Here is a 17413-nt window from a genome sequence, read left to right on the forward strand (position 1 = left end):
CATGAGGATGTGCGGCGGAGTGCGCCACAACAGTCCCGCCAGTCACAGGAGTTGACGCGTGTAACAACGGAGGTGCCCTTGACGGCCACCGTTGGCTGCCGGTTTGCTGTCCGTGATCAGTCCATGGCGGACGGCAGCCGACCACTGCCGACCGACCGCCGCCGTGGACCGAGCCACCAGAAGAGCGCGTGAGGAAGTCCCGCGGTGCCCCCACCCCCGCCTCCCCTCGGCCGTGGTCGCAGACGTGCGGCGCAGTCCTTCGACGAGGCCCTCGACGACGCCGAGCTCGTCACCGCCCGAGCCGCACTGGCCCAGGGGCGCTGGCAGCAGACCCGCTCGCTGCTGGTCCACACGGGGGACGACTGGGACCGGCGCGGCCACCGCATCACCGTCCTGGCCGCCGAGTCCTACTGCGCCGCCTGGGCGCGTGACTGGCTGCTCGCCGAACCGGAGTCCGCCGACGCCGCCGTGCTGCTCGCCCTCGCCCAGGTCCGCAGCGCCTTACGCGGCAAGGAGAAGCCCGCGCGCGCCCGCGAGGCCTGCCACCGCGCGGCCGGACTCGTCCCGGCCGATCCCACCCCCTGGCTCGGCCTGCTCCTGCTGGAGTGTGCCCAGGGGGCCGACGGCGACGTGGTCCGGCTCTTCGAGCAGGTCCGCACCCGCCACCCCGACCACCACCACGCCCACCACCTGATGGTCGCCTGGCTCGCCGAGCGCCGGGTGGACGCCGGGCGGGACCCGCTGCACGAGGTCTACGACTTCGCCGGCTGGGCCGCCGAGCAGGCCCCCGCCGACTCGCCGCTGGCGGTCCTCCCCGTCATCGCCCACGCCGAGCGCTACCGAGCCCTCGCCGCCGCCGGGCACGAGCCCGCCGACCCGGCCGCCTCCGGCCACTGGGCGGACCGCCGCGCCCGGCAGGTGATGAAGGCCGCCTTCGACTGGTGGCTCGAGTGGGAGCACGAGGACCACCCGCGCCGGCTGATCGACCTCAACTTCCTCGCCCACGCCAAGGTGTGCGAGGGGCGGGGAGCCGAGGCCGCCGCCCTGTTCCACCGCATCGGCGAGCACGCCACCCCGGCCCCCTGGTCCTACCCCGACCGCGATCCGCTGACCGCCTTCCGCACCGCCCGGGCGACGGTCCTCGGCGCGAGCTAGCCCCGCACCCCCTGCCCCGTAGCCGACCCAAGCCCCCGTAACCGACCCAAGGACGGACTCCCGATGACGACGGACAGTTCGAGCACCAGCAGAGCCACAGCCGAGGGCATCAGCACCTTCAAGGGGCAGGAGCGCGCACTGCGCGCCGACCGCCTCGGCACGGGGGGCCTGCTGCTCTCCGTCCTCGCGGCGACCGCCCCGCTGATGGTCGTCGCCGGTGTCATGCCCACAACATTCGCGGTGATGGGCATCATCGGCCAGCCGCTGCTCTTCGTGGTGCTCGGCACCGTGCTGGTGCTGTTCAGCCTCGGCTACGCCGAGATGAGCCGGCACGTGCACAACGCCGGCGCCTTCTACGCCTACATCTCCCGCGGCCTCGGCGGCACCGCGGGAGCCGGCGCCGCCATGGTCGCCCTCGTCGCCTACAACTCCCTCCAGGTCGGCATCTACGGCATCTTCGGCTTCGAGGTCTCCGGGCTCTTCGCCACCTACGCCGACCTCGAGGTGGCCTGGTGGATACCGGCGCTCGCCGCCGTGCTCGCCGTCGGCGTGCTCGGCTGGCTGAAGATCGACGTCAACGCCCGCCTCCTCGGCGTGCTGCTGGTCATCGAGGTCCTGCTGGTGGTCGTCTTCGACGTCGCCGCCGTCGCCGACCCCGCCAGGGAGGGCCTGTCCCTGCACGCCTTCGACCCCGGCACCCTCACCGGCGCCGGCGTCGGCACCGCGCTGTGCTTCTGCATCGCCGCCTTCCTCGGCTTCGAGCAGGCCCCCGTCTACGCCGAGGAGACCAACCGGCCGCACGTCCTGGTGCCCCGCGTGATGTTCCTCGCCGTCACCGGCGTCGCCGTCTTCTTCGCCATCAGCAGCTGGGCGCTCACCGTCGCCACCGGCCCGTCGGGCGTCGTCGCCGCCTCCCGCGAGCACAGCGCGGGACTGCTGTTCTTCCTCACCGAGGCCCGGCTCGGCGCGACCTTCACCGACGCACTGCACATCCTCTTCGTCACCGGCATGTTCGCGGCCATGCTCAGCTTCCACAACGTGGTCGCCCGCTACGCCTTCGCCATGGGGCGCGAGGGCCTGCTGCCCGCGGCCTTCGGCCGCACCAGCGGCGGCAGCGGCGCCCCCGGCACCGGTTCGCTGCTGCAGACCGTCATCGCCACCGTCCTCGTCCTGGCCTTCGCGCTCACCGACGACAAGCCCGTCGGCGACCCCACCGCGCCCGTGCTCCACCTGTTCACCTGGGGCGGCAACATCGGGGCCCTCGGCGTGATCGTGCTGATGGCCCTCGCCTCCCTGTCCGTGGTCACCTTCTTCGTCCGTCGGGGCGCCGCCGGAGCCCAGGCCTGGCGGCTGGTCACCTCCGGCCTGGCCGGCCTCGCCCTGGTCGCGATCGCCGGCTACACCGTCAAGGACTTCGACGTCCTGGTCGGCGCGGGCCCCGACTCCTCGCTGCGCTGGATCCTGCCCGGCGTCATCGGCCTCGCCCTGCTCGCCGGCCTGGTCCAGGGCCTGGTCCTGCGCCGCCACGCCCCCGGGACCCACGCCCGGATCGGCCTCGGCAACGAGGCGTTCCAGCTGGAGAAGGCGGCCGGGAGCACCCAGTAGGCAGGCTGCCGCCGGCCGCCGGCGGCTCTCGGCGCTTACGGAATCCTGACGAGCACCCGCGATCCCTGGCCGACGAGGGGACGCGGGTGCTCGAATGAACAGGTGAACTCCGCCGACGAGGTGAACCCCGCACCGCCACCCGACGACCAGGACCGGGACCAGGACCGGGACGAGCCCGACGCCCGCGGCAGGCCGGTCGGCCGCCGCGTGGTGCTCGGCACCCTCGGCCTCGGCGCCCTGGGCGTGCTCGCCGCGCCGCCGCTCCAGCGCGGCCTGGAGTCCTTCCTCGCCGCGGCCTCCGACAAGGACCCCACAGGCCTGACCGACCTGCTCCCCAACGGCGGTGGCTTCCGCTACTACTCCGTCACCTCCTCGGTGCCCCGCAAGAGCCCCGCCGACTACCGCCTCACCGTCGGCGGCCTGGTCGACCGCCCCGCCGCCTACACCCTGGCCGACCTCCGGGCCCTGCCGCAGACCCGCCTGGTCCGGGACGTCCAGTGCGTCACCGGCTGGCGAGTGCCCGACACCCCGTTCGAGGGCGTACGGCTGTCGGCGCTGCTCGACGCGGCCGGAATACGCCCGGAGGCGAAGGCGGTGCGCTTCACCTGCTTCGACGGCGCCTACTCCGAGAGCCTCACCCTCGGCCAGGCCCGCCGGGCCGACGTGCTGGTCGCCCTGCGGATGCAGGACGAGGAGATCGGCCACGCCCACGGCGGTCCCGTCCGCCTCTACGTGGCGCCCATGTACTTCTACAAGTCCGCGAAGTGGCTCTCCGGCATCACCGTCACCGACAAGGTCGTGCCCGGCTACTGGGAGGGACGCGGCTACGACATCGACGCCTGGGTCGGCCGCTCCAACGGACGCGACGACGAGCCCACGAGCGGATGATGAGCCCCCGGACCGACGCACCGCCCGCCGCCCCCGCGACCGTACGGCGCTTCGGCCCCGCACAGAAGTGGGTGCACCGCACCACGGCCGCCCTGACGGGCCTGTGCGTCTTCACCGCCGCCTGCCTGTACGTTCCGCAGCTCGCCCAGCTCGTGGGCCGCCGGGCCCTGGTGGTCACCGTGCACGAGTGGTCCGGGCTCGCCCTGCCGCTGCCCTTCCTCGCGGGGCTCGCCTCCCGCGCCTTCCGCGCCGACCTGCGCCGCCTCGACCGCTTCGGCCCGCACGACCGCGCCTGGCTGCGCGCCGCGCTGCGCCGCGACAAACGCCCCTCCGCCCGCCCGGCCGGCAAGTTCAACGCCGGTCAGAAGCTCTACGCCGCCTGGATCGCCGGAGCCACGCTGGTGATGCTGGGCACCGGCCTGATGATGTGGTTCACCCACCTGACCCCGCTGATGTGGCGCACCAGCGCGACCTTCGTGCACGACTGGCTGGCGCTCACCATCGGCATCGTCCTCGCCGGGCACATCGGCATGGCGCTGGCCGACCCGGAGGCCCGCCGCGGCCTGCGCACCGGCTTCGTCAGCCGGGAGTGGGCGCGGCGCGAGCACCCGCTGTGGCGGCCATGAACGACGCCCGGCCGCGGGGCAGCGCGACGGCTGCCGCCACGGCCGGGCGGGTGTGCCTGAGGTCCTCGCAGAGCTGTCCGGCCGCCGCTGTATGAGCCGCTATATGAGCAGGGACAGCAGCAGCACGATCCCTCCGGCGACCACCGAGATGATCGTCTCCATCACGGACCAGGTCTTGATGTTCTGGCCGACGCTGAGCCCGAAGTACTCCTTCACCAGCCAGAACCCGGCGTCGTTGACATGGCTGAAGAAGAGCGAGCCGGCGCCGATCGCGAGGACCAGCAGGGCCGCGTGGGTGGTGGACATGTCGGCCGCCAGCGGCGCCACCAGACCGGCCGCCGAGACGGTCGCCACGGTCGCCGAACCGGTCGCCAGCCGGATCGCCACCGCGATCAGCCAGGCCAGCAGCAGTGCGGGGATCGACCAGTCCTCGGAGATCTCCAGGACCATCTGGCCCACGCCGGTGTCGATCAGCGTCTGCTTGAAACCGCCGCCCGCGCCGACGATCAGCAGGATGCCCGCGATGGGGGCGAGGCTCTTCTCGACCAGCGGCGACAGGCGCTCCTTGCCGAAGCCGGCCGGGCGCAGCAGCGTGAAGATGCCGACCAGCACCGCCGAGAGCAGGGCGATCAGCGGGGAGCCGATGACGTCGAAGATCCGCTGGACGGTGTTCTCCGGGTCGTCGATCACGATGTCCACCAGCGCCTTGGCGAGCATCAGCACGACCGGCAGCAGGATGGTGAACAGGGTCGGGCCGAAGCCCGGCCGCCGCTCCAGGTCCTCCGAGGCACGCTGCGGGATCATCCGCTCGGGCGCCGGCACGTCCACCCAGCGGGCGGCGTACTTCGAGAAGACCGGTCCGGCGATGATCACGGTCGGGATGGCGACCAGCACGCCCAGGGCCAGGGTGACACCCAGGTCGGCGTTCACCGCGTCGATGGCGACCAGCGGACCGGGGTGCGGCGGAACGAGCCCGTGCATCACCGACAGACCGGCGAGCGCCGGGATGCCGATGCGCATCAGCGAGTAGTTGCCGCGCTTGGCGACCATCAGCACGACCGGGATCAGCAGGACGACGCCGACCTCGAAGAAGAGCGGCAGACCGATCACCGAGGCGATCAGCACCATCGCCCAGGGCATGGAACGCCCGCCCGCCTTGGCGAGGATGGTGTCCACGATCTCGTCGGCGCCGCCCGAGTCGGCGAGCATCTTGCCGAGGATCGCGCCGAGCGCGATCAGGACGCCGACACCGGCGACGGTGGAGCCGAGCCCGGTGCTGAAACTGGTGATGACCTTGTCCAGGGGCGCCCCGGCGAACGCGCCGAGTGCCAGTGACCCGATGGTCAGCGCCAGGAAGGCGTGCAGCTTGGACTTGGTGATGAGCAGGACGATGACGGCGATGCCCGCCAGGACGGCGATGCCCAGCTGAGCGTGGCCGGCCGAGGTGATCGGCTCGGGTGCGTCCGCTGCCAGCATCTCGGCGCTGAGTCTGGTCACGGTGGATCCCTTGCAGGTACGGGGAGTCGGGGGGAGGAGTCCGGGGTGGTGGGGGAGCACCCCGGGGATAAGCGGCCGGCCGGGCTCATGCGGCCGGCTCGGGGAGTTCGGCGAGGGCGGCGACCGCCCGCGCGGTGATCTCCTCCGGGCTGCCCGTCACATCCACGGCGACTCCGGTCTCGTCCCGCTCCAGGGGCTGGAGCGTGGCGAACTGGGAGTCGAGCAGCGCCGTGGGCATGAAGTGGCCCTTCCGGTGCGACATCCGGTCCTCGATCAGCGCGCGGTCACCCGTGAGATGCAGGAAGACCACGCCCGGTGCGGCACTGCGCAGCCGGTCGCGGTACGACCGCTTCAGCGCCGAGCAGCTGACCACCCCGCCGAGCCCGGCCCGTCCCTGTGCCCAGTCGCCGATGGCGTCCAGCCACGGCCACCGGTCCTCGTCGGTGAGCGGGGTGCCGGCCGACATCTTGGCGATGTTGGCCCGCGGGTGGAAGTCGTCGCCCTCGGCGTACGGGACGCCGAGCCGGGCGGCGAGCAGAGGACCGATGGTGGTCTTGCCGGTGCCCGCGACGCCCATGACCACGACGACATGGGGGGTGTTCATCCGCTGCCTCACTGTCCGCTGTCTTCGTCGACACGTGATGTCGACGCACACTGAAACCTATTAGGTACGACGAATTCAAGAGCCTGTGACAAATAAGTCTGACTTTTTGATTCCGTGATCCGCCTCGTACTCTGAGTGCATGAGCACCACGGGCCGGGGGCTGCACGGCCGTGTACTGGACACCCTCGGCCCCGAGATCACGGCGGGCACGTACCCCCCGGGCAGCGTTCTGCGCACCGACGAGCTGGCTCAGCGTTTCGACGTGTCACGCTCCGTGATGCGCGAGGCGGTGCGCGTACTGGAGTCCATGCACCTGGTCGAGTCCCGGCGGCGGGTGGGCGTGACCGTCCTTCCGGCCTGCGAGTGGAACGTCTACGACCCTCAGGTCATCCGCTGGCGCCTGGCCGGCGCCGACCGCCCCCGCCAGCTGCGCTCCCTCACCGTGCTGCGCTCCGCCGTCGAACCGGTCGCCGCCCGGCTCGCCGCCGAGAACGCCACCGCCGAGCAGTGCGCCGAACTCACCGAGGCCGCGCTCGGCATGGTCGCCCACTCACGCGGCCACAAGCTGGAGGGCTACCTCTTCCACGACGTGGCCTTCCACCGCGTCATCCTCACCGCGTCCGGCAACGAGATGTTCGCCCGGCTCGGCGACGTCGTCGCCGAGGTCCTGGCCGGCCGCACCCACCACGACGTGATGTTCCCCGACCCCGACCCGGCCGCCGTCACCCTGCACGTCCAGGTCGCCGAGGCGGTCCGCGCACGTGACGCCGAGCGCGCGGAGCGCCTGACCCGCGAGATCACCGAGGGCGCGCTCCAGGAGCTGGACATCCTGGCGCCGTAGGCGCCCGGTGTCCGGGGTCGGCTCGAGGTGTCCGGGGTCAGCTCAGGACATCCCCGTCGACGTAGACCCAGGCGCCGTCCACCCGCTCGAACCGGCTGCGCTCGTGCAGCGAGCCGCCCCGGTAGAACGCCCGGAAGGTGACGGTCCCGGTGCTGTGGAACGCGGACCCGTCCGTCGTCCCGAGGATCTCCAGACCCGTCCAGCGCATCCCCGGGTCGAAGCCGATCCGCTCGGGCCGGGTGCGCGGATGCCAGGTCCGCAGCAGATGGCCGGCGTCCCGCCGGACGAAGGCGCTGTAGCGCGAGCGCATCAGCAGCTCGGCGGTCGGCGCCGCCGCCCCGGCGTGGTACCGGCCGCAGCACTCCTCGTACGCCGCGGGCAGCCCGCACGGACAGGAACGCGTGGTCATGATCACCCTCCGCGGCACGCTCGCCTCGCCTGCAATGCCTGCAACGCGCGAGGGCCGCGACCTTCGCGGTCGCGGCCCTCGTCTCATGTGTCCGAGGGGGGACTTGAACCCCCACGCCCGATAAAGGGCACTAGCACCTCAAGCTAGCGCGTCTGCCATTCCGCCACCCGGACAAGGTGTCTGTCGCGCGGGTTTCCCCCCGCGGCGACGACGTAAACATTACCAGGTGTTCCCCGGTGGCCCGATCACCCCCGGGCCCGAAGACCCCGGTCGCCGCGCCCGGGCCGGGGCTTGGGCGCCGGGCGGCGCGGGGAGAGGATGTGGGGAGCACCCACAGCCCACCAGCAGTGACAGCGGGAGGAAGCACGTGAGCGAGACGGACACGGCCAGGAGCGTCACCGGTGAGGACGAGGTCGTGGACCTCTGCCGCGAGCTGATCCGGATCGACACCAGCAACTACGGCGACCACTCCGGCCCCGGTGAGCGCAAGGCGGCCGAGTACGTCGCCGAGAAGCTCGCCGAGGTCGGGCTCGAACCCCAGATCATCGAGTCCCACCCGGGGCGCGCCTCCACGGTGGCCCGGATCGAGGGCGAGGACCCCTCCCGGCCCGCGCTGCTCATCCACGGCCACACCGACGTCGTCCCGGCCGACGCCGACGACTGGACCCACCATCCGTTCTCCGGGGAGATCGCCGACGGCTGCGTATGGGGACGCGGCGCCGTCGACATGAAGGACATGGACGCGATGACCCTCGCGGTCGTCCGCGACCGGCTGCGCAGCGGCCGCAAGCCCCCGCGCGACATCGTGCTCGCCTTCCTCGCCGACGAGGAGGCCGGCGGCACCTACGGCGCCAAGTACCTGGTGCGCGAGCACCCGGAGCTCTTCGAGGGCGTCACCGAGGGCATCGGCGAGGTCGGCGGCTTCTCCTTCACCGTCAACGAGCAGCTGCGCCTGTACCTGGTGGAGACCGCCGAGAAGGGCATGCACTGGATGCGGCTCACCGTCGAGGGCACCGCGGGGCACGGCTCGATGACCAACACCGACAACGCCATCACCGAGCTGTGCGAGGCCGTCGCCCGCCTGGGCCGGCACACCTGGCCGGTGCGCGTCACCAAGACCGTGCGGGCCTTCCTGGACGAGCTGTCCGACGCGCTCGGCACCGAGCTCGACCCGGAGAACATGGACGAGACGCTCGCCAAGCTCGGCGGCATCGCCCGGATGATCGGCACCACGCTGCGCAACTCGGCGGCGCCCACCATGCTCGGAGCCGGCTACAAGGTCAACGTCATCCCCGGACAGGCCACCGCCCACGTCGACGGCCGCTTCCTGCCCGGCTACGAGGAGGAGTTCCTCGCCGACCTCGACCGCATCCTCGGCCCGCGGGTGAAGCGGGAGGACGTGCACGCCGACAAGGCGCTGGAGACCGACTTCGACGGCAGGCTGGTCGACGCCATGCAGACCGCCCTGCGCGCCGAGGACCCGATCGCACGTGCCGTGCCCTACATGCTCTCCGGCGGCACCGACGCCAAGTCCTTCGACGATCTCGGCATCCGCTGCTTCGGCTTCGCCCCGCTGAAACTGCCCCCGGAGCTGGACTTCGCCGGGATGTTCCACGGCGTGGACGAGCGGGTGCCGGTTGACGGTCTCAAGTTCGGCGTCCGCGTCCTCGACCGGTTCCTGGACGCCTCATGACCCGCGGACACCTCCAGTAATCGGGCAGATGTCCGGAGTTGACCGGTACGGGTGAATGCGACCATAAGCTCGTAGCCTCATTACCCCTCCTTCGTTATTCCCGGTGTGATCCGCAACTTGGGGTCGCATTGCCAACAAGGAGGAATAATGATCAAGAAGGTCGTCGCTGTCGCGGCTGCCACCGGTGGGCTGGTTCTCGCGGGCGCGGGCATGGCCGCTGCGGACTCCGGTGCCCAGGGTGCCGCTGTGCACTCCCCGGGCGTCCTGTCCGGCAACGTGATCCAGGCCCCGATCCACGTCCCCGTGAACGTCTGCGGCAACACGGTCTCCGTGATCGGGCTGCTGAACCCCGCCTTCGGCAACACCTGCGCCAACCTGTGACCCTGTGCACCGCCCGTTAGGGCGAGTCATTTCAGGGTTCTGAACCCGTCGGCCCCGGAACGCGCGCCATGCGCTCCGGGGCCGACCGGTCTTGACGAACGTGGGAACTTTCCGAAGACAGGGACATCGACTATGCGACAGGTCACCCGCAAGGGACTGATGACCGTGGCGGCCGCGACCGGGGTCATCGCCGCCGCGGGAGGGGCCGCCCATGCGGACTCCGGAGCACACGGCACCGCCTCCGGCTCGCCCGGCGTGCTCTCCGGCAACTCCGTGCAGGCACCGGTGGACGTTCCGGTCAACGTCTGCGGCAACACCGTCAACGTCGGCGGGATCCTCAACCCGGCCATGGGCAACGTCTGCGTCAACGAGGGGGGCTCCGCGGCAGACGGCAACGGCGGCTCCGGAGCACACGGCGGCGCGCACGCGGACGGCAAGGCCGCCGGCTCGCCCGGTGTCGCCTCCGGCAATCAGGTGCAGGCACCCGTCCACGTCCCGGTGAACGTCTGCGGCAACACCATCGACGTCCTCGGCGCCGGCAACACCGCCGAGGGCAACGGCTGCGCGAACGACTCCCCCGGCACGCCCGGACAGCCCGGCGAGCCGGGCAGCCCCGAGGAGCCGGAGCGCCCCGGCCGGCCGGACGGTCCGTCCGCCCCCGGCACCCCGTCCACCCCGGACGACACCGGGCGCTCACCGGAGGGCGGCGACCAGCCGGCCTCCCGCGCCGACATCCAGCCCGCGGCCGAGACCCAGCTGGCCCACACCGGCAGCGACCTGCCGGTCGGCCTCGCCCTGCCGCTCGGGGCCGGCGCGCTGCTCGGCGGCGCCATCCTCTACCGCAAGGCACGCACGGCCCGCTGACCGGGGCACGCCCCGGTGCTTCCGGGCACACGTCAGGGGCCCGCGGCGACGCTGCGGGCCCCTGGTCTCACCAGGTGGCGCGCACCTGGCGGATGATCCGCCGTCTCAGCCGCACCCTGCGACTGCCGTCCCGCAACAGGGTCAGGCGGTACAACTCCCAGTGACCGTACTCGGCATGGTCCGTCAGCAGACGAGTCGTCTCCTTGCGGGAGACCCCGCGCGGCACGTACACGTCGACAAATTCGTATTCCGGCATCGCATCTATTGTGCGGTCCGGGGCCCGGTACGGATAGCGTCTGCACTATGTCTGATGCTGCGCAGCCCACCGCTGCCGAGGTACGCGCCGCCGCCGAGGCGGTCAAGACCGCGCTCGACCGCCACCTTGCCGCGGTCGAACGCAGGTCGGGGGACGACGACCCGGCCGTCTACGAGGCGTTCAACCAGCTGGCCGCGGCCGCGGAGGCGTACGACGAACTGCTCTACGACCGCTACGACGAGGTCACCCCCTTCGAGATCCCCGGCGGGGACGGCGCGCTGCCGCCCTACACCGGCCCCGAGGAGCCGAACGCCCTCAGCGTGCTGATCCGCCGCGACTACACCGTCGCGCAGCCCAAGCGGCTGCTGGCCCACGCCCAGCGGATCGAGGCGGCGGACGAGGGCGAGCCCACCCAGGCCTCCAGCACCGTGCACGGTGCGCTCGGCATCCTCTTCGGCGAGTTCGAGCCGGACGAGATCGCCTCCCGGCACAAGGAGTTCGGTCTCGAGGAGGGCGACTCCACCCTCTGGGTCACGGCGTCGGACGACCCGCCGGAGCCGGGGGAGTGGCTGGAGGCCCCCTTCGAGCAGGTGGACCCGGAGCAGGTGGTGTGCCGCTTCGACGTCAGCGCGGTCTTCGACGAGGACGAGGACGACCTCGACGAGGACGAGGACGAGGACGAGGACGAGGGCGAGGACGACGAAGACGAGGAAGAGGAAGAGGAAGAGGAAGAGGACGCATCCGGCGTGGGCGACGCGGCCCTGGACGAGGACGAGGACCTGGACCCCCTCGACACCGACCGCTGACGAGACGGTGGCCCGCCCGCGGCCACCGTCCACGTCCTCCGGTCAGCCGGTGGCGGCGACCTGCGGGGCCAGCAGATGGGGCAGGCGCGTGGTCCGCGGCTTGGCCGGCACCTCGGCCACGGCCCTCGGCAGCGCCTGCTCCACCCCGTGCACCACGGACAGATGCCGGTCGGCCCGGCTGAACGCCGTGTACACCCACGGGCGGCTCAGCGCCGGCACCGCGTCCCCCGGCAGCACCACGACCACCGCGGGCCAGCGGCAGCCCACTGCCTGGTGCGCGGTGAGCGCCCAGGCGTGCCGCACGGAGCGCTCCACCCGCTCCTTCGGCACCACGATCTCCTCACCGGCGCAGTCCAGATGCAGACCCGCGGCGTCGGCCTTCACCACCCGGCCGGGCAGCATCCGCCCCGGAGCGGGGGAGTAGGCCACCCGGTCGCCCGGATCGAACCCGCCGAACCGGCCAGGACCGGGATTCAGCCGTTCCTTCAGCGCGGCGTTCAGCACCCGTGTCCCCACCGCGCCCCCGTGGCCCGGCGTGATCACCTGCGTCTCCTCGGCCGGCACGCCCAGGGCGCGGGGCACCGAGTCCACCACCAGCTGCACCGTCCGGTGCACCGCCTCGCCCGCGTCCCGCACCGGCACGATCACCACTTCCTTGCCGGGCGCCTCCACCTGGAGCAGCTCCCCGGCGCCGACACCGGAGACCAGCTCGCCGAGCGGCCCCGGATCCGGACGCCGGGAGGCGATCTGCGGACACACCCGCGCCGCCAGCAGATCGGCGAACACCCGCCCGGGCCCCACCGACCACAGCATCCCCGGATCCCCGGACAGCACCAGCCGCGCGCCGTCCGGCAGCGACTCCGCCAGCAGCGCGGCCGCCTCCACGTCCAGCTGTGGCGCGTCCAGCACCACCAGCAGATCGACCTCGAGCGTCCCGTCGGCGTCCCGCCCGGGCCCCTCGGCCCCGGCCAGCAGCCCGGGCACCGTCGCCACCCCCGGTCCGTCCTCGCCGAGCAGCGCCGCGAACCGGGCCCGCCCCAGAGGGCTGTGCACGGCGGCCCAGGCCCGCAGCCCCATGCCGTGAGCGGTGCGCAGCAGCGCCGCCGGCTCGGCCCGCGCCGCCTCGCCACCGGTGTGCAGCACCAGCCCGTGACCGGCGACGGCACGGATCAGCTCACCCGCCGAACCCTCCGCCTCGGCGGCGGCCGACTCCCACTCCTCGGCGGACCCGTCCCGCTTCGGCACGGAGTCGACCAGCCGGGCCAGCCCGTCGGCGAGGCTCTCCTCGGCCAGCGCATACCGCTCCAGCCCCACCAGCACCCGGACCGGCACCTCCTCCTCGCCTTCGGAGGGCGCCTCCAGGGCGTCCTGGAAGACCAGCACGTCCCCCTCGGAGACGGCACCGCGCACCGCCCCGTCCGCGTCCGGGACCCCCTGCCGCTGAAGCGCGCTGACCAGCGCCGGCATCTCCAGCGCCGTGTGCCCGGCGAGCGCCGCCTGCTCCAGCAGCCACACGGTGACCGCCCGGCCCCGCCGCTCGTCGCCCGGGGACGCGTCGCCGCCGAGCAGCGCCCGCGCGAACGCGTCCGCCTGCTCCGGCCGCACCCCGAAGACCCGCAGCAACTGCCACGGATCCGCGCGCAGCAGCTCCCCGGCGCCCTCGCCCAGCACCTCGGCGGCCTGCACGGCGAGCCCTTCGGGCGCGCCACCCTCCGCGAGCACCCCGCGCACCGCCTCGACGACCTGCGGGGCGGCCTCGGCCCCGGCGGTCGGCGCCGGCATCCGCCGCGCCGGCTCGGGCGCGGGACGCCGGGGCGCGGGCGCGGGTTCCTCGAACACCGTGGCCGGCGGCTTCTCCCCGCTCTCCACGGCCCGCACCGCGGCCAGCAGATCGGCGGCTCTGCCGCTCAGCTTGGCGCCGGCCTCGATGCGCCCCTTCTCCGCCTTGCGCCGCTCGATGCGCTCCCGCTCGATCCGCTGGGCCCGCAGCTCGGCCTCGGCCTCCGACAGCTGCTCACCCTCGGCCGGCTCGGCGTCCTCGGGAGTCTCGGGCGTGGTCACAGCGTGCTCCAGTCATGATCGGGATACCGGTGCACGGGCGCCGACACGTCGTCCAGCGCCCGGCAGATCTCGTCAGGAAGACTAAGCGCCTCCACTGACAATGCCGCCGTGAGCTGCTGTGCGTTGCGCGCGCCGACGATGGGGGCGGTCACTCCGGGGCGGTCGCGCACCCAGGCGAGGGCCACCTGCAGCGGGGTCACCGCCAGACCGTCCGCCGCGGTCGCCACGGCGTCCACGATCCGCCCGGCCGTCTCGTCCAGATAGGGGGCGACGAACGGAGCCAGATGCTCCGAGGCGCCCCTGGAGTCCGGCGGCATCGCGTCATTGCGGTACTTCCCGGTCAGCACGCCGCGCCCCAGCGGCGAGGAGGGGAGCAGCCCGATACCGAGATCCATGGCGGCCGGGAGCACCTCCCGCTCCACGCCCCGCTGCAGCAGCGAGTACTCCATCTGGGTGCTGGCCAGCCGGGTCCGGGCGCCCGGCGCCGCCAGCTGCCAGGTGCCGGCCTTGGCCAGCTGCCAGCCGCAGAAGTTGGAGACCCCGGCGTAGCGGGCCCGGCCGCTGCCGACGGCGATGTCCAGGGCCTGGAGGGTCTCCTCGAGGGGCGTGGCCGGGTCGTACGCATGCACATGCCATACGTCGACGTGGTCGGTGCCGAGCCTTTCCAGGGAGGCGTCCAGGGCGGACAGCAGGTGACCGCGGGAGCCGTTGAAACGGCGGTCGGGGTCCGGGACGCTGCCGGCCTTGGTCGAGATCACCAGGTCCCTGCGGGGCACCAGACCGGCCATCAGCTTTCCGAGCAGGTACTCGGCCTCGCCGTCGCCGTACACGTCCGCGGTGTCGACGAGGGTTCCGCCCGCTTCCCAGAAGGTCTTCAGGAGGTCCGCGGCGTCGTGCTCGTCGGTGTCCCGACCCCAGGTCAGGGTCCCGAGCCCGATCCGGGACACGCGCAGGCCGGTGCGGCCGAGATGCCTCTGCTCCATGAACGCCGAGATTACTGGCCAGAACCGTGCCTGTGGGTGCCTGTGGACAAGCCAATTCCCCTTCCCGCAGGCGCGTGCGTCAACACCGTGCGGCCCGGCCACCCCTCCGTTGCGGCCCCGGTGAAGCCCCTGGCGCTCCGCCGAACTGCCCAATGCCCGGCTTGTCTGCGCAGAATTTCGTATTTGTGATCATATTCTCGGCGGTGCTTGTAGGAGACGGCTCCGCCTGTCGGGTCGTCCGGGGCGCTCCTCCCCGGACGTGGGTGCGGCGGCGCATTGCGGCACTTCCGTTCCCACTCATGGAGAGACAGATGCGTGTTGCTGTGACCGGCGGCGGTGGCCTTCTTTCACCGCTTCCACGGCCACCCCTCACGGACCGGTCCAAGCAAGATGCGCATCAAGTGATAGGCGCCTGAAGGGCCGCGCGAGATCGGAGACGCGGCGAGCGGGTGCCGAGCGATGGCCCCCACGCCGTCAGTGACCCCGAGCCGCCTGGGTGCCCGGGGTGAGGGCCGGCCCTGGGCGAGTCGCGCCGGCCCTGCGTGCCCCCGCCGGGCAGCGGGCGCAGCCGAGCGCGTACCCCAGCCGGGCCGTCGGCGGTATACGCTGCCCGCACAAGCCACGTTACTCATCGGTAAGGGGAGACGGCCATGCAGCTCGGGATCAACCTCGGCTACTGGGGTGCCGGAATGGACGCGGACAACCTCACCGTGGCGCAGGAAGCCGACCGGCTCGGCTACTCGGTCTGCTGGGCCGCCGAGGCCTACGGCTCCGACGCCGCCACCGTCCTCGCCTGGGTCGCCGCCCAGACCACCCGCATCGACGTCGGCTCGGCCATCTTCCAGATCCCCGCCCGCCAGCCCGCGATGACCGCGATGACCGCGGCCACCCTCGACTCCCTCTCCGGCGGCCGCTTCCGCCTCGGCCTCGGCGTCTCCGGCCCCCAGGTCTCCGAGGGCTGGTACGGCGTCAAGTTCGACAAGCCCCTCGCCCGCACCCGCGAGTATGTCGAGATCATCCGCAAGGCCATGACCCGCGAGCGCCTCACCTACGAGGGCGAGCACTGGACGCTCCCCCTCCCCGGGGGCCCCGGCAAGCCCATCAAGCTCACCGTGCACCCCCAGCGTGAGCACATCCCGCTCTACATCGCCGCCATCGGCCCGAAGAACCTCGAACAGACCGGCGAGATCGCCGACGGCGCCCTGCTGATCTTCCCCTCCGCCGACCACCTCGAGGAGACCGCCGTCAAGCACATCCGCGCGGGCCGCGAGAAGGCAGGCAAGACCCTCGAGGGCTTCGACATCTGTCCCACCGTCCCGCTCGCCACCGGCGACGACAAGGACATCACCACCCTCGCCGACACCTTCCGTCCCTACACCGCCCTCTACGTCGGCGGCATGGGCAGCCGCAAGCAGAACTTCTACAACCAGCTCGCCCGGCGCATGGGCTACGAGAAGGAAGCCGCCGAGATCCAGGACAAGTACCTGTCCGGCGACAAGGAGGGCGCCGCGGCCGCCGTCCCGCACGACCTCATCGACTCGACCACGCTCCTCGGCTCGGTCGACCGCATCGCCGACCGCATGAGGGCCTACGCCGAAGCGGGAGTCACCACCCTCACCCTCGCCCCCGCCGGCTTCACCCTCCAGGAGCGCCTCGCCTCCCTCCGCGCCGGCACCGAGGCCCTGGAACGCGCCGGGCTGGCATAGCCGCAGCCACCACAGCGACCAGAAGAACCCCACGGCCGTGGTGGGGGCTCGGGGGCCCACCCCGCCACGGCCGTCAGACAGTACAACGCCCGGGATCCCCCGCGGTTACGCCCCGGCGCCGCCACCCCCTCCTCCATTCGACGGAGTTGTCCGCCCCGCCTGTTGCGGTGCCCGCCCCCTGGGCATTTGACTCGTTCCTCGCCCGGCTTGCGCATCGGCGGAGAGGTGGCTGGTCCCCTTGCTTTCGGCCAGGAGTCTGTTCCAGGAGATCCTCGACAACGACGAATCCTTCGCGCTGTTCTGCTCCATCGCCGCCAGCGGCGAGTCCCAGGGCGGCTGGGAGAACGCCCGCATCGCCGCCCTCGTCCCCGAGACCGAACGCGAGATGGCCCCCAGGATCACCCGCCACGGCGCCGACGAGGACAAGCACGGCCGCATCTTCAACGCCCTGATGAAGAAGCGCGGCCTGGACCCCGTCCCCGTACCGCCCGAGACCGACTACACCATGCTCCTCGAACGGAGCGGCATCGGCCTGGCCCACGACAAGCTCAAGCGGGACGAGCCCCTCACCGTCCAGGACATCGTCACCTACCTCGCCCACAGCAGGGTCACCGAGCAGCGCGCCTCCGAGCAGATGCAGCTGCTGCGCAAGCACTTCGCCGACCACCCCGACCTGGGCCGGGCGGTCAAGATGATCTCCAACGACGAGGACAACCACCTCGCCTACTGCCACGAGGAACTGCTCCGCTTCGCCCGCGCCGGACACGGCCGTACCATCCGGCGGACCCTGCGCGACTGCGCCCTCGCCGAGATCCGGATCTACCGCGACGTCAGCCTCGCCGTGATGGCCCACATGGGCCGCATCCTCGGCTGGTCCAGGCCCAGGGCCGCGCTCCTGGCCCTCGGCATCCGCGCGGTGTACCTCTTCGAACGCGTCGCGGGATGGCGCCGCATGGTCTCCCTCAGGATGCCGGCCCGCCGCAACGCCCTCGGCGGCCCCGCAGGACCCGAACCGGAATTCGCCTGACCCTCCCGAAG

At 72.4% G+C, this 17413-nt stretch carries 17 protein-coding genes and 1 tRNA gene; 11 read left to right on the forward strand and 7 right to left on the reverse strand.

Annotated elements, in window-relative coordinates:
• Window positions 1-204: 204 nt before the first annotated feature.
• The 4 genes from HCJ93_RS01650 to HCJ93_RS01665 all read left to right on the forward strand — a co-directional run bounded on the left by HCJ93_RS01650 (window position 205) and on the right by HCJ93_RS01665 (window position 4274).
• The gene (locus tag HCJ93_RS01650) at window positions 205-1155 is read left to right on the forward strand and encodes a hypothetical protein (protein WP_167990402.1); all 951 of its coding nucleotides are present in this window, start codon (window positions 205-207) and stop codon (window positions 1153-1155) included.
• Between the two features lie 63 nt (window positions 1156-1218).
• On the forward strand, window positions 1219-2760 hold the full coding sequence (locus HCJ93_RS01655; protein ID WP_167990404.1) for an APC family permease: 1542 nt from the start codon (window positions 1219-1221) through the stop codon (window positions 2758-2760).
• 120 nt (window positions 2761-2880) lie between these two features.
• On the forward strand, window positions 2881-3648 hold the full coding sequence (locus tag HCJ93_RS01660) for a molybdopterin-dependent oxidoreductase (protein WP_309141290.1): 768 nt from the start codon (window positions 2881-2883) through the stop codon (window positions 3646-3648).
• Complete coding sequence (locus HCJ93_RS01665) at window positions 3648-4274, forward strand: cytochrome b/b6 domain-containing protein (protein ID WP_167990406.1); 627 nt, start codon at window positions 3648-3650, stop codon at window positions 4272-4274. Before HCJ93_RS01660 ends, HCJ93_RS01665 begins: the two co-directional genes overlap by 1 nt.
• A 99-nt stretch (window positions 4275-4373) precedes the next feature.
• On the opposite strand, the gene HCJ93_RS01670 is transcribed toward HCJ93_RS01665, so the two are convergent.
• Together HCJ93_RS01670 and HCJ93_RS01675 are read right to left on the reverse strand one after the other, a co-directional pair.
• Window positions 4374-5771: a GntP family permease gene (locus HCJ93_RS01670; protein WP_167990408.1), complete on the reverse strand. Its 1398-nt coding sequence runs from the start codon at window positions 5769-5771 to the stop codon at window positions 4374-4376.
• An 85-nt stretch (window positions 5772-5856) separates the two neighbouring features.
• Window positions 5857-6375: a gluconokinase gene (locus HCJ93_RS01675; RefSeq protein ID WP_167990409.1), complete on the reverse strand. Its 519-nt coding sequence runs from the start codon at window positions 6373-6375 to the stop codon at window positions 5857-5859.
• A gap of 139 nt (window positions 6376-6514) precedes the next feature.
• Here HCJ93_RS01675 and HCJ93_RS01680 point away from each other — a divergent pair, with 139 nt between their 5' ends.
• Complete coding sequence (locus tag HCJ93_RS01680; protein ID WP_167990410.1) at window positions 6515-7216, forward strand: FadR/GntR family transcriptional regulator; 702 nt, start codon at window positions 6515-6517, stop codon at window positions 7214-7216.
• A 37-nt stretch (window positions 7217-7253) separates the two neighbouring features.
• On the opposite strand, the gene HCJ93_RS01685 is transcribed toward HCJ93_RS01680, so the two are convergent.
• Window positions 7254-7625, reverse strand: coding sequence for a YchJ family protein (locus HCJ93_RS01685; protein WP_206316698.1), 372 nt, complete (start codon window positions 7623-7625; stop codon window positions 7254-7256).
• A gap of 88 nt (window positions 7626-7713) precedes the next feature.
• Window positions 7714-7798 (reverse strand) — tRNA-Leu (locus HCJ93_RS01690).
• A gap of 194 nt (window positions 7799-7992) precedes the next feature.
• Between HCJ93_RS01690 and HCJ93_RS01695 the strand changes: the two genes are divergently transcribed.
• The 3 genes from HCJ93_RS01695 (at window position 7993) to HCJ93_RS01705 (ending at window position 10563) form a co-directional block, all read left to right on the forward strand.
• Window positions 7993-9318: a M20/M25/M40 family metallo-hydrolase gene (locus HCJ93_RS01695; RefSeq protein ID WP_167990413.1), complete on the forward strand. Its 1326-nt coding sequence runs from the start codon at window positions 7993-7995 to the stop codon at window positions 9316-9318.
• Window positions 9319-9465: 147 nt separating this feature from the next.
• Entirely contained in the window at window positions 9466-9699 is a 234-nt protein-coding gene (gene chpH / locus HCJ93_RS01700; RefSeq protein WP_167990415.1) for a chaplin ChpH, read from the forward strand.
• Window positions 9700-9831: 132 nt separating this feature from the next.
• Window positions 9832-10563, forward strand: a complete 732-nt coding sequence (locus HCJ93_RS01705; protein WP_167990416.1) for a chaplin — start codon at window positions 9832-9834, stop codon at window positions 10561-10563.
• Between the two features lie 67 nt (window positions 10564-10630).
• On the opposite strand, the gene HCJ93_RS01710 is transcribed toward HCJ93_RS01705, so the two are convergent.
• Window positions 10631-10819: a DUF5703 family protein gene (locus tag HCJ93_RS01710; RefSeq protein ID WP_167990418.1), complete on the reverse strand. Its 189-nt coding sequence runs from the start codon at window positions 10817-10819 to the stop codon at window positions 10631-10633.
• Between the two features lie 47 nt (window positions 10820-10866).
• Here HCJ93_RS01710 and HCJ93_RS01715 point away from each other — a divergent pair, with 47 nt between their 5' ends.
• Window positions 10867-11625, forward strand: a complete 759-nt coding sequence (locus HCJ93_RS01715; RefSeq protein WP_167990420.1) for a hypothetical protein — start codon at window positions 10867-10869, stop codon at window positions 11623-11625.
• A 42-nt stretch (window positions 11626-11667) separates the two neighbouring features.
• On the opposite strand, the gene HCJ93_RS01720 is transcribed toward HCJ93_RS01715, so the two are convergent.
• Both HCJ93_RS01720 and HCJ93_RS01725 read right to left on the reverse strand, forming a co-directional pair.
• Window positions 11668-13686, reverse strand: coding sequence for an ATP-dependent DNA helicase (locus tag HCJ93_RS01720; protein WP_167990422.1), 2019 nt, complete (start codon window positions 13684-13686; stop codon window positions 11668-11670).
• A complete protein-coding gene (locus HCJ93_RS01725; RefSeq protein WP_167990423.1) occupies window positions 13683-14669 on the reverse strand; it encodes an aldo/keto reductase in 987 nt (328 codons plus the stop codon). Before HCJ93_RS01725 ends, HCJ93_RS01720 begins: the two co-directional genes overlap by 4 nt.
• Before the next feature lie 650 nt (window positions 14670-15319).
• Between HCJ93_RS01725 and HCJ93_RS01730 the strand changes: the two genes are divergently transcribed.
• Entirely contained in the window at window positions 15320-16375 is a 1056-nt protein-coding gene (locus HCJ93_RS01730; protein ID WP_167990425.1) for an LLM class F420-dependent oxidoreductase, read from the forward strand.
• A gap of 238 nt (window positions 16376-16613) precedes the next feature.
• The gene (locus tag HCJ93_RS01735; protein WP_167990427.1) at window positions 16614-17402 is read left to right on the forward strand and encodes a ferritin-like domain-containing protein; all 789 of its coding nucleotides are present in this window, start codon (window positions 16614-16616) and stop codon (window positions 17400-17402) included.
• Window positions 17403-17413 lie beyond the last annotated feature (11 nt).

The sequence above is a fragment of the Streptomyces composti genome, assembly GCF_012034205.1.
GTDB lineage: Bacteria > Actinomycetota > Actinomycetes > Streptomycetales > Streptomycetaceae > Streptomyces > Streptomyces composti.

Bases quoted from the DNA above. Each gene is read 5' to 3' on its own strand.
- HCJ93_RS01680 (WP_167990410.1), top strand. From the start codon at position 6,515: ATGAGCACCACGGGCCGGGGGCTGCACGGCCGTGTACTGGACACCCTC.
- HCJ93_RS01655 (WP_167990404.1), top strand. From the start codon at position 1,219: ATGACGACGGACAGTTCGAGCACCAGCAGAGCCACAGCCGAGGGCATC.
- HCJ93_RS01715 (WP_167990420.1), top strand. From the start codon at position 10,867: ATGTCTGATGCTGCGCAGCCCACCGCTGCCGAGGTACGCGCCGCCGCC.
- chpH (WP_167990415.1), top strand. From the start codon at position 9,466: ATGATCAAGAAGGTCGTCGCTGTCGCGGCTGCCACCGGTGGGCTGGTT.
- HCJ93_RS01730 (WP_167990425.1), top strand. From the start codon at position 15,320: ATGCAGCTCGGGATCAACCTCGGCTACTGGGGTGCCGGAATGGACGCG.
- HCJ93_RS01725 (WP_167990423.1), bottom strand. From the start codon at position 14,669: ATGGAGCAGAGGCATCTCGGCCGCACCGGCCTGCGCGTGTCCCGGATC.
- HCJ93_RS01675 (WP_167990409.1), bottom strand. From the start codon at position 6,375: ATGAACACCCCCCATGTCGTCGTGGTCATGGGCGTCGCGGGCACCGGC.
- HCJ93_RS01685 (WP_206316698.1), bottom strand. From the start codon at position 7,625: ATGACCACGCGTTCCTGTCCGTGCGGGCTGCCCGCGGCGTACGAGGAG.
- HCJ93_RS01710 (WP_167990418.1), bottom strand. From the start codon at position 10,819: ATGCCGGAATACGAATTTGTCGACGTGTACGTGCCGCGCGGGGTCTCC.
- HCJ93_RS01665 (WP_167990406.1), top strand. From the start codon at position 3,648: ATGAGCCCCCGGACCGACGCACCGCCCGCCGCCCCCGCGACCGTACGG.
- HCJ93_RS01705 (WP_167990416.1), top strand. From the start codon at position 9,832: ATGCGACAGGTCACCCGCAAGGGACTGATGACCGTGGCGGCCGCGACC.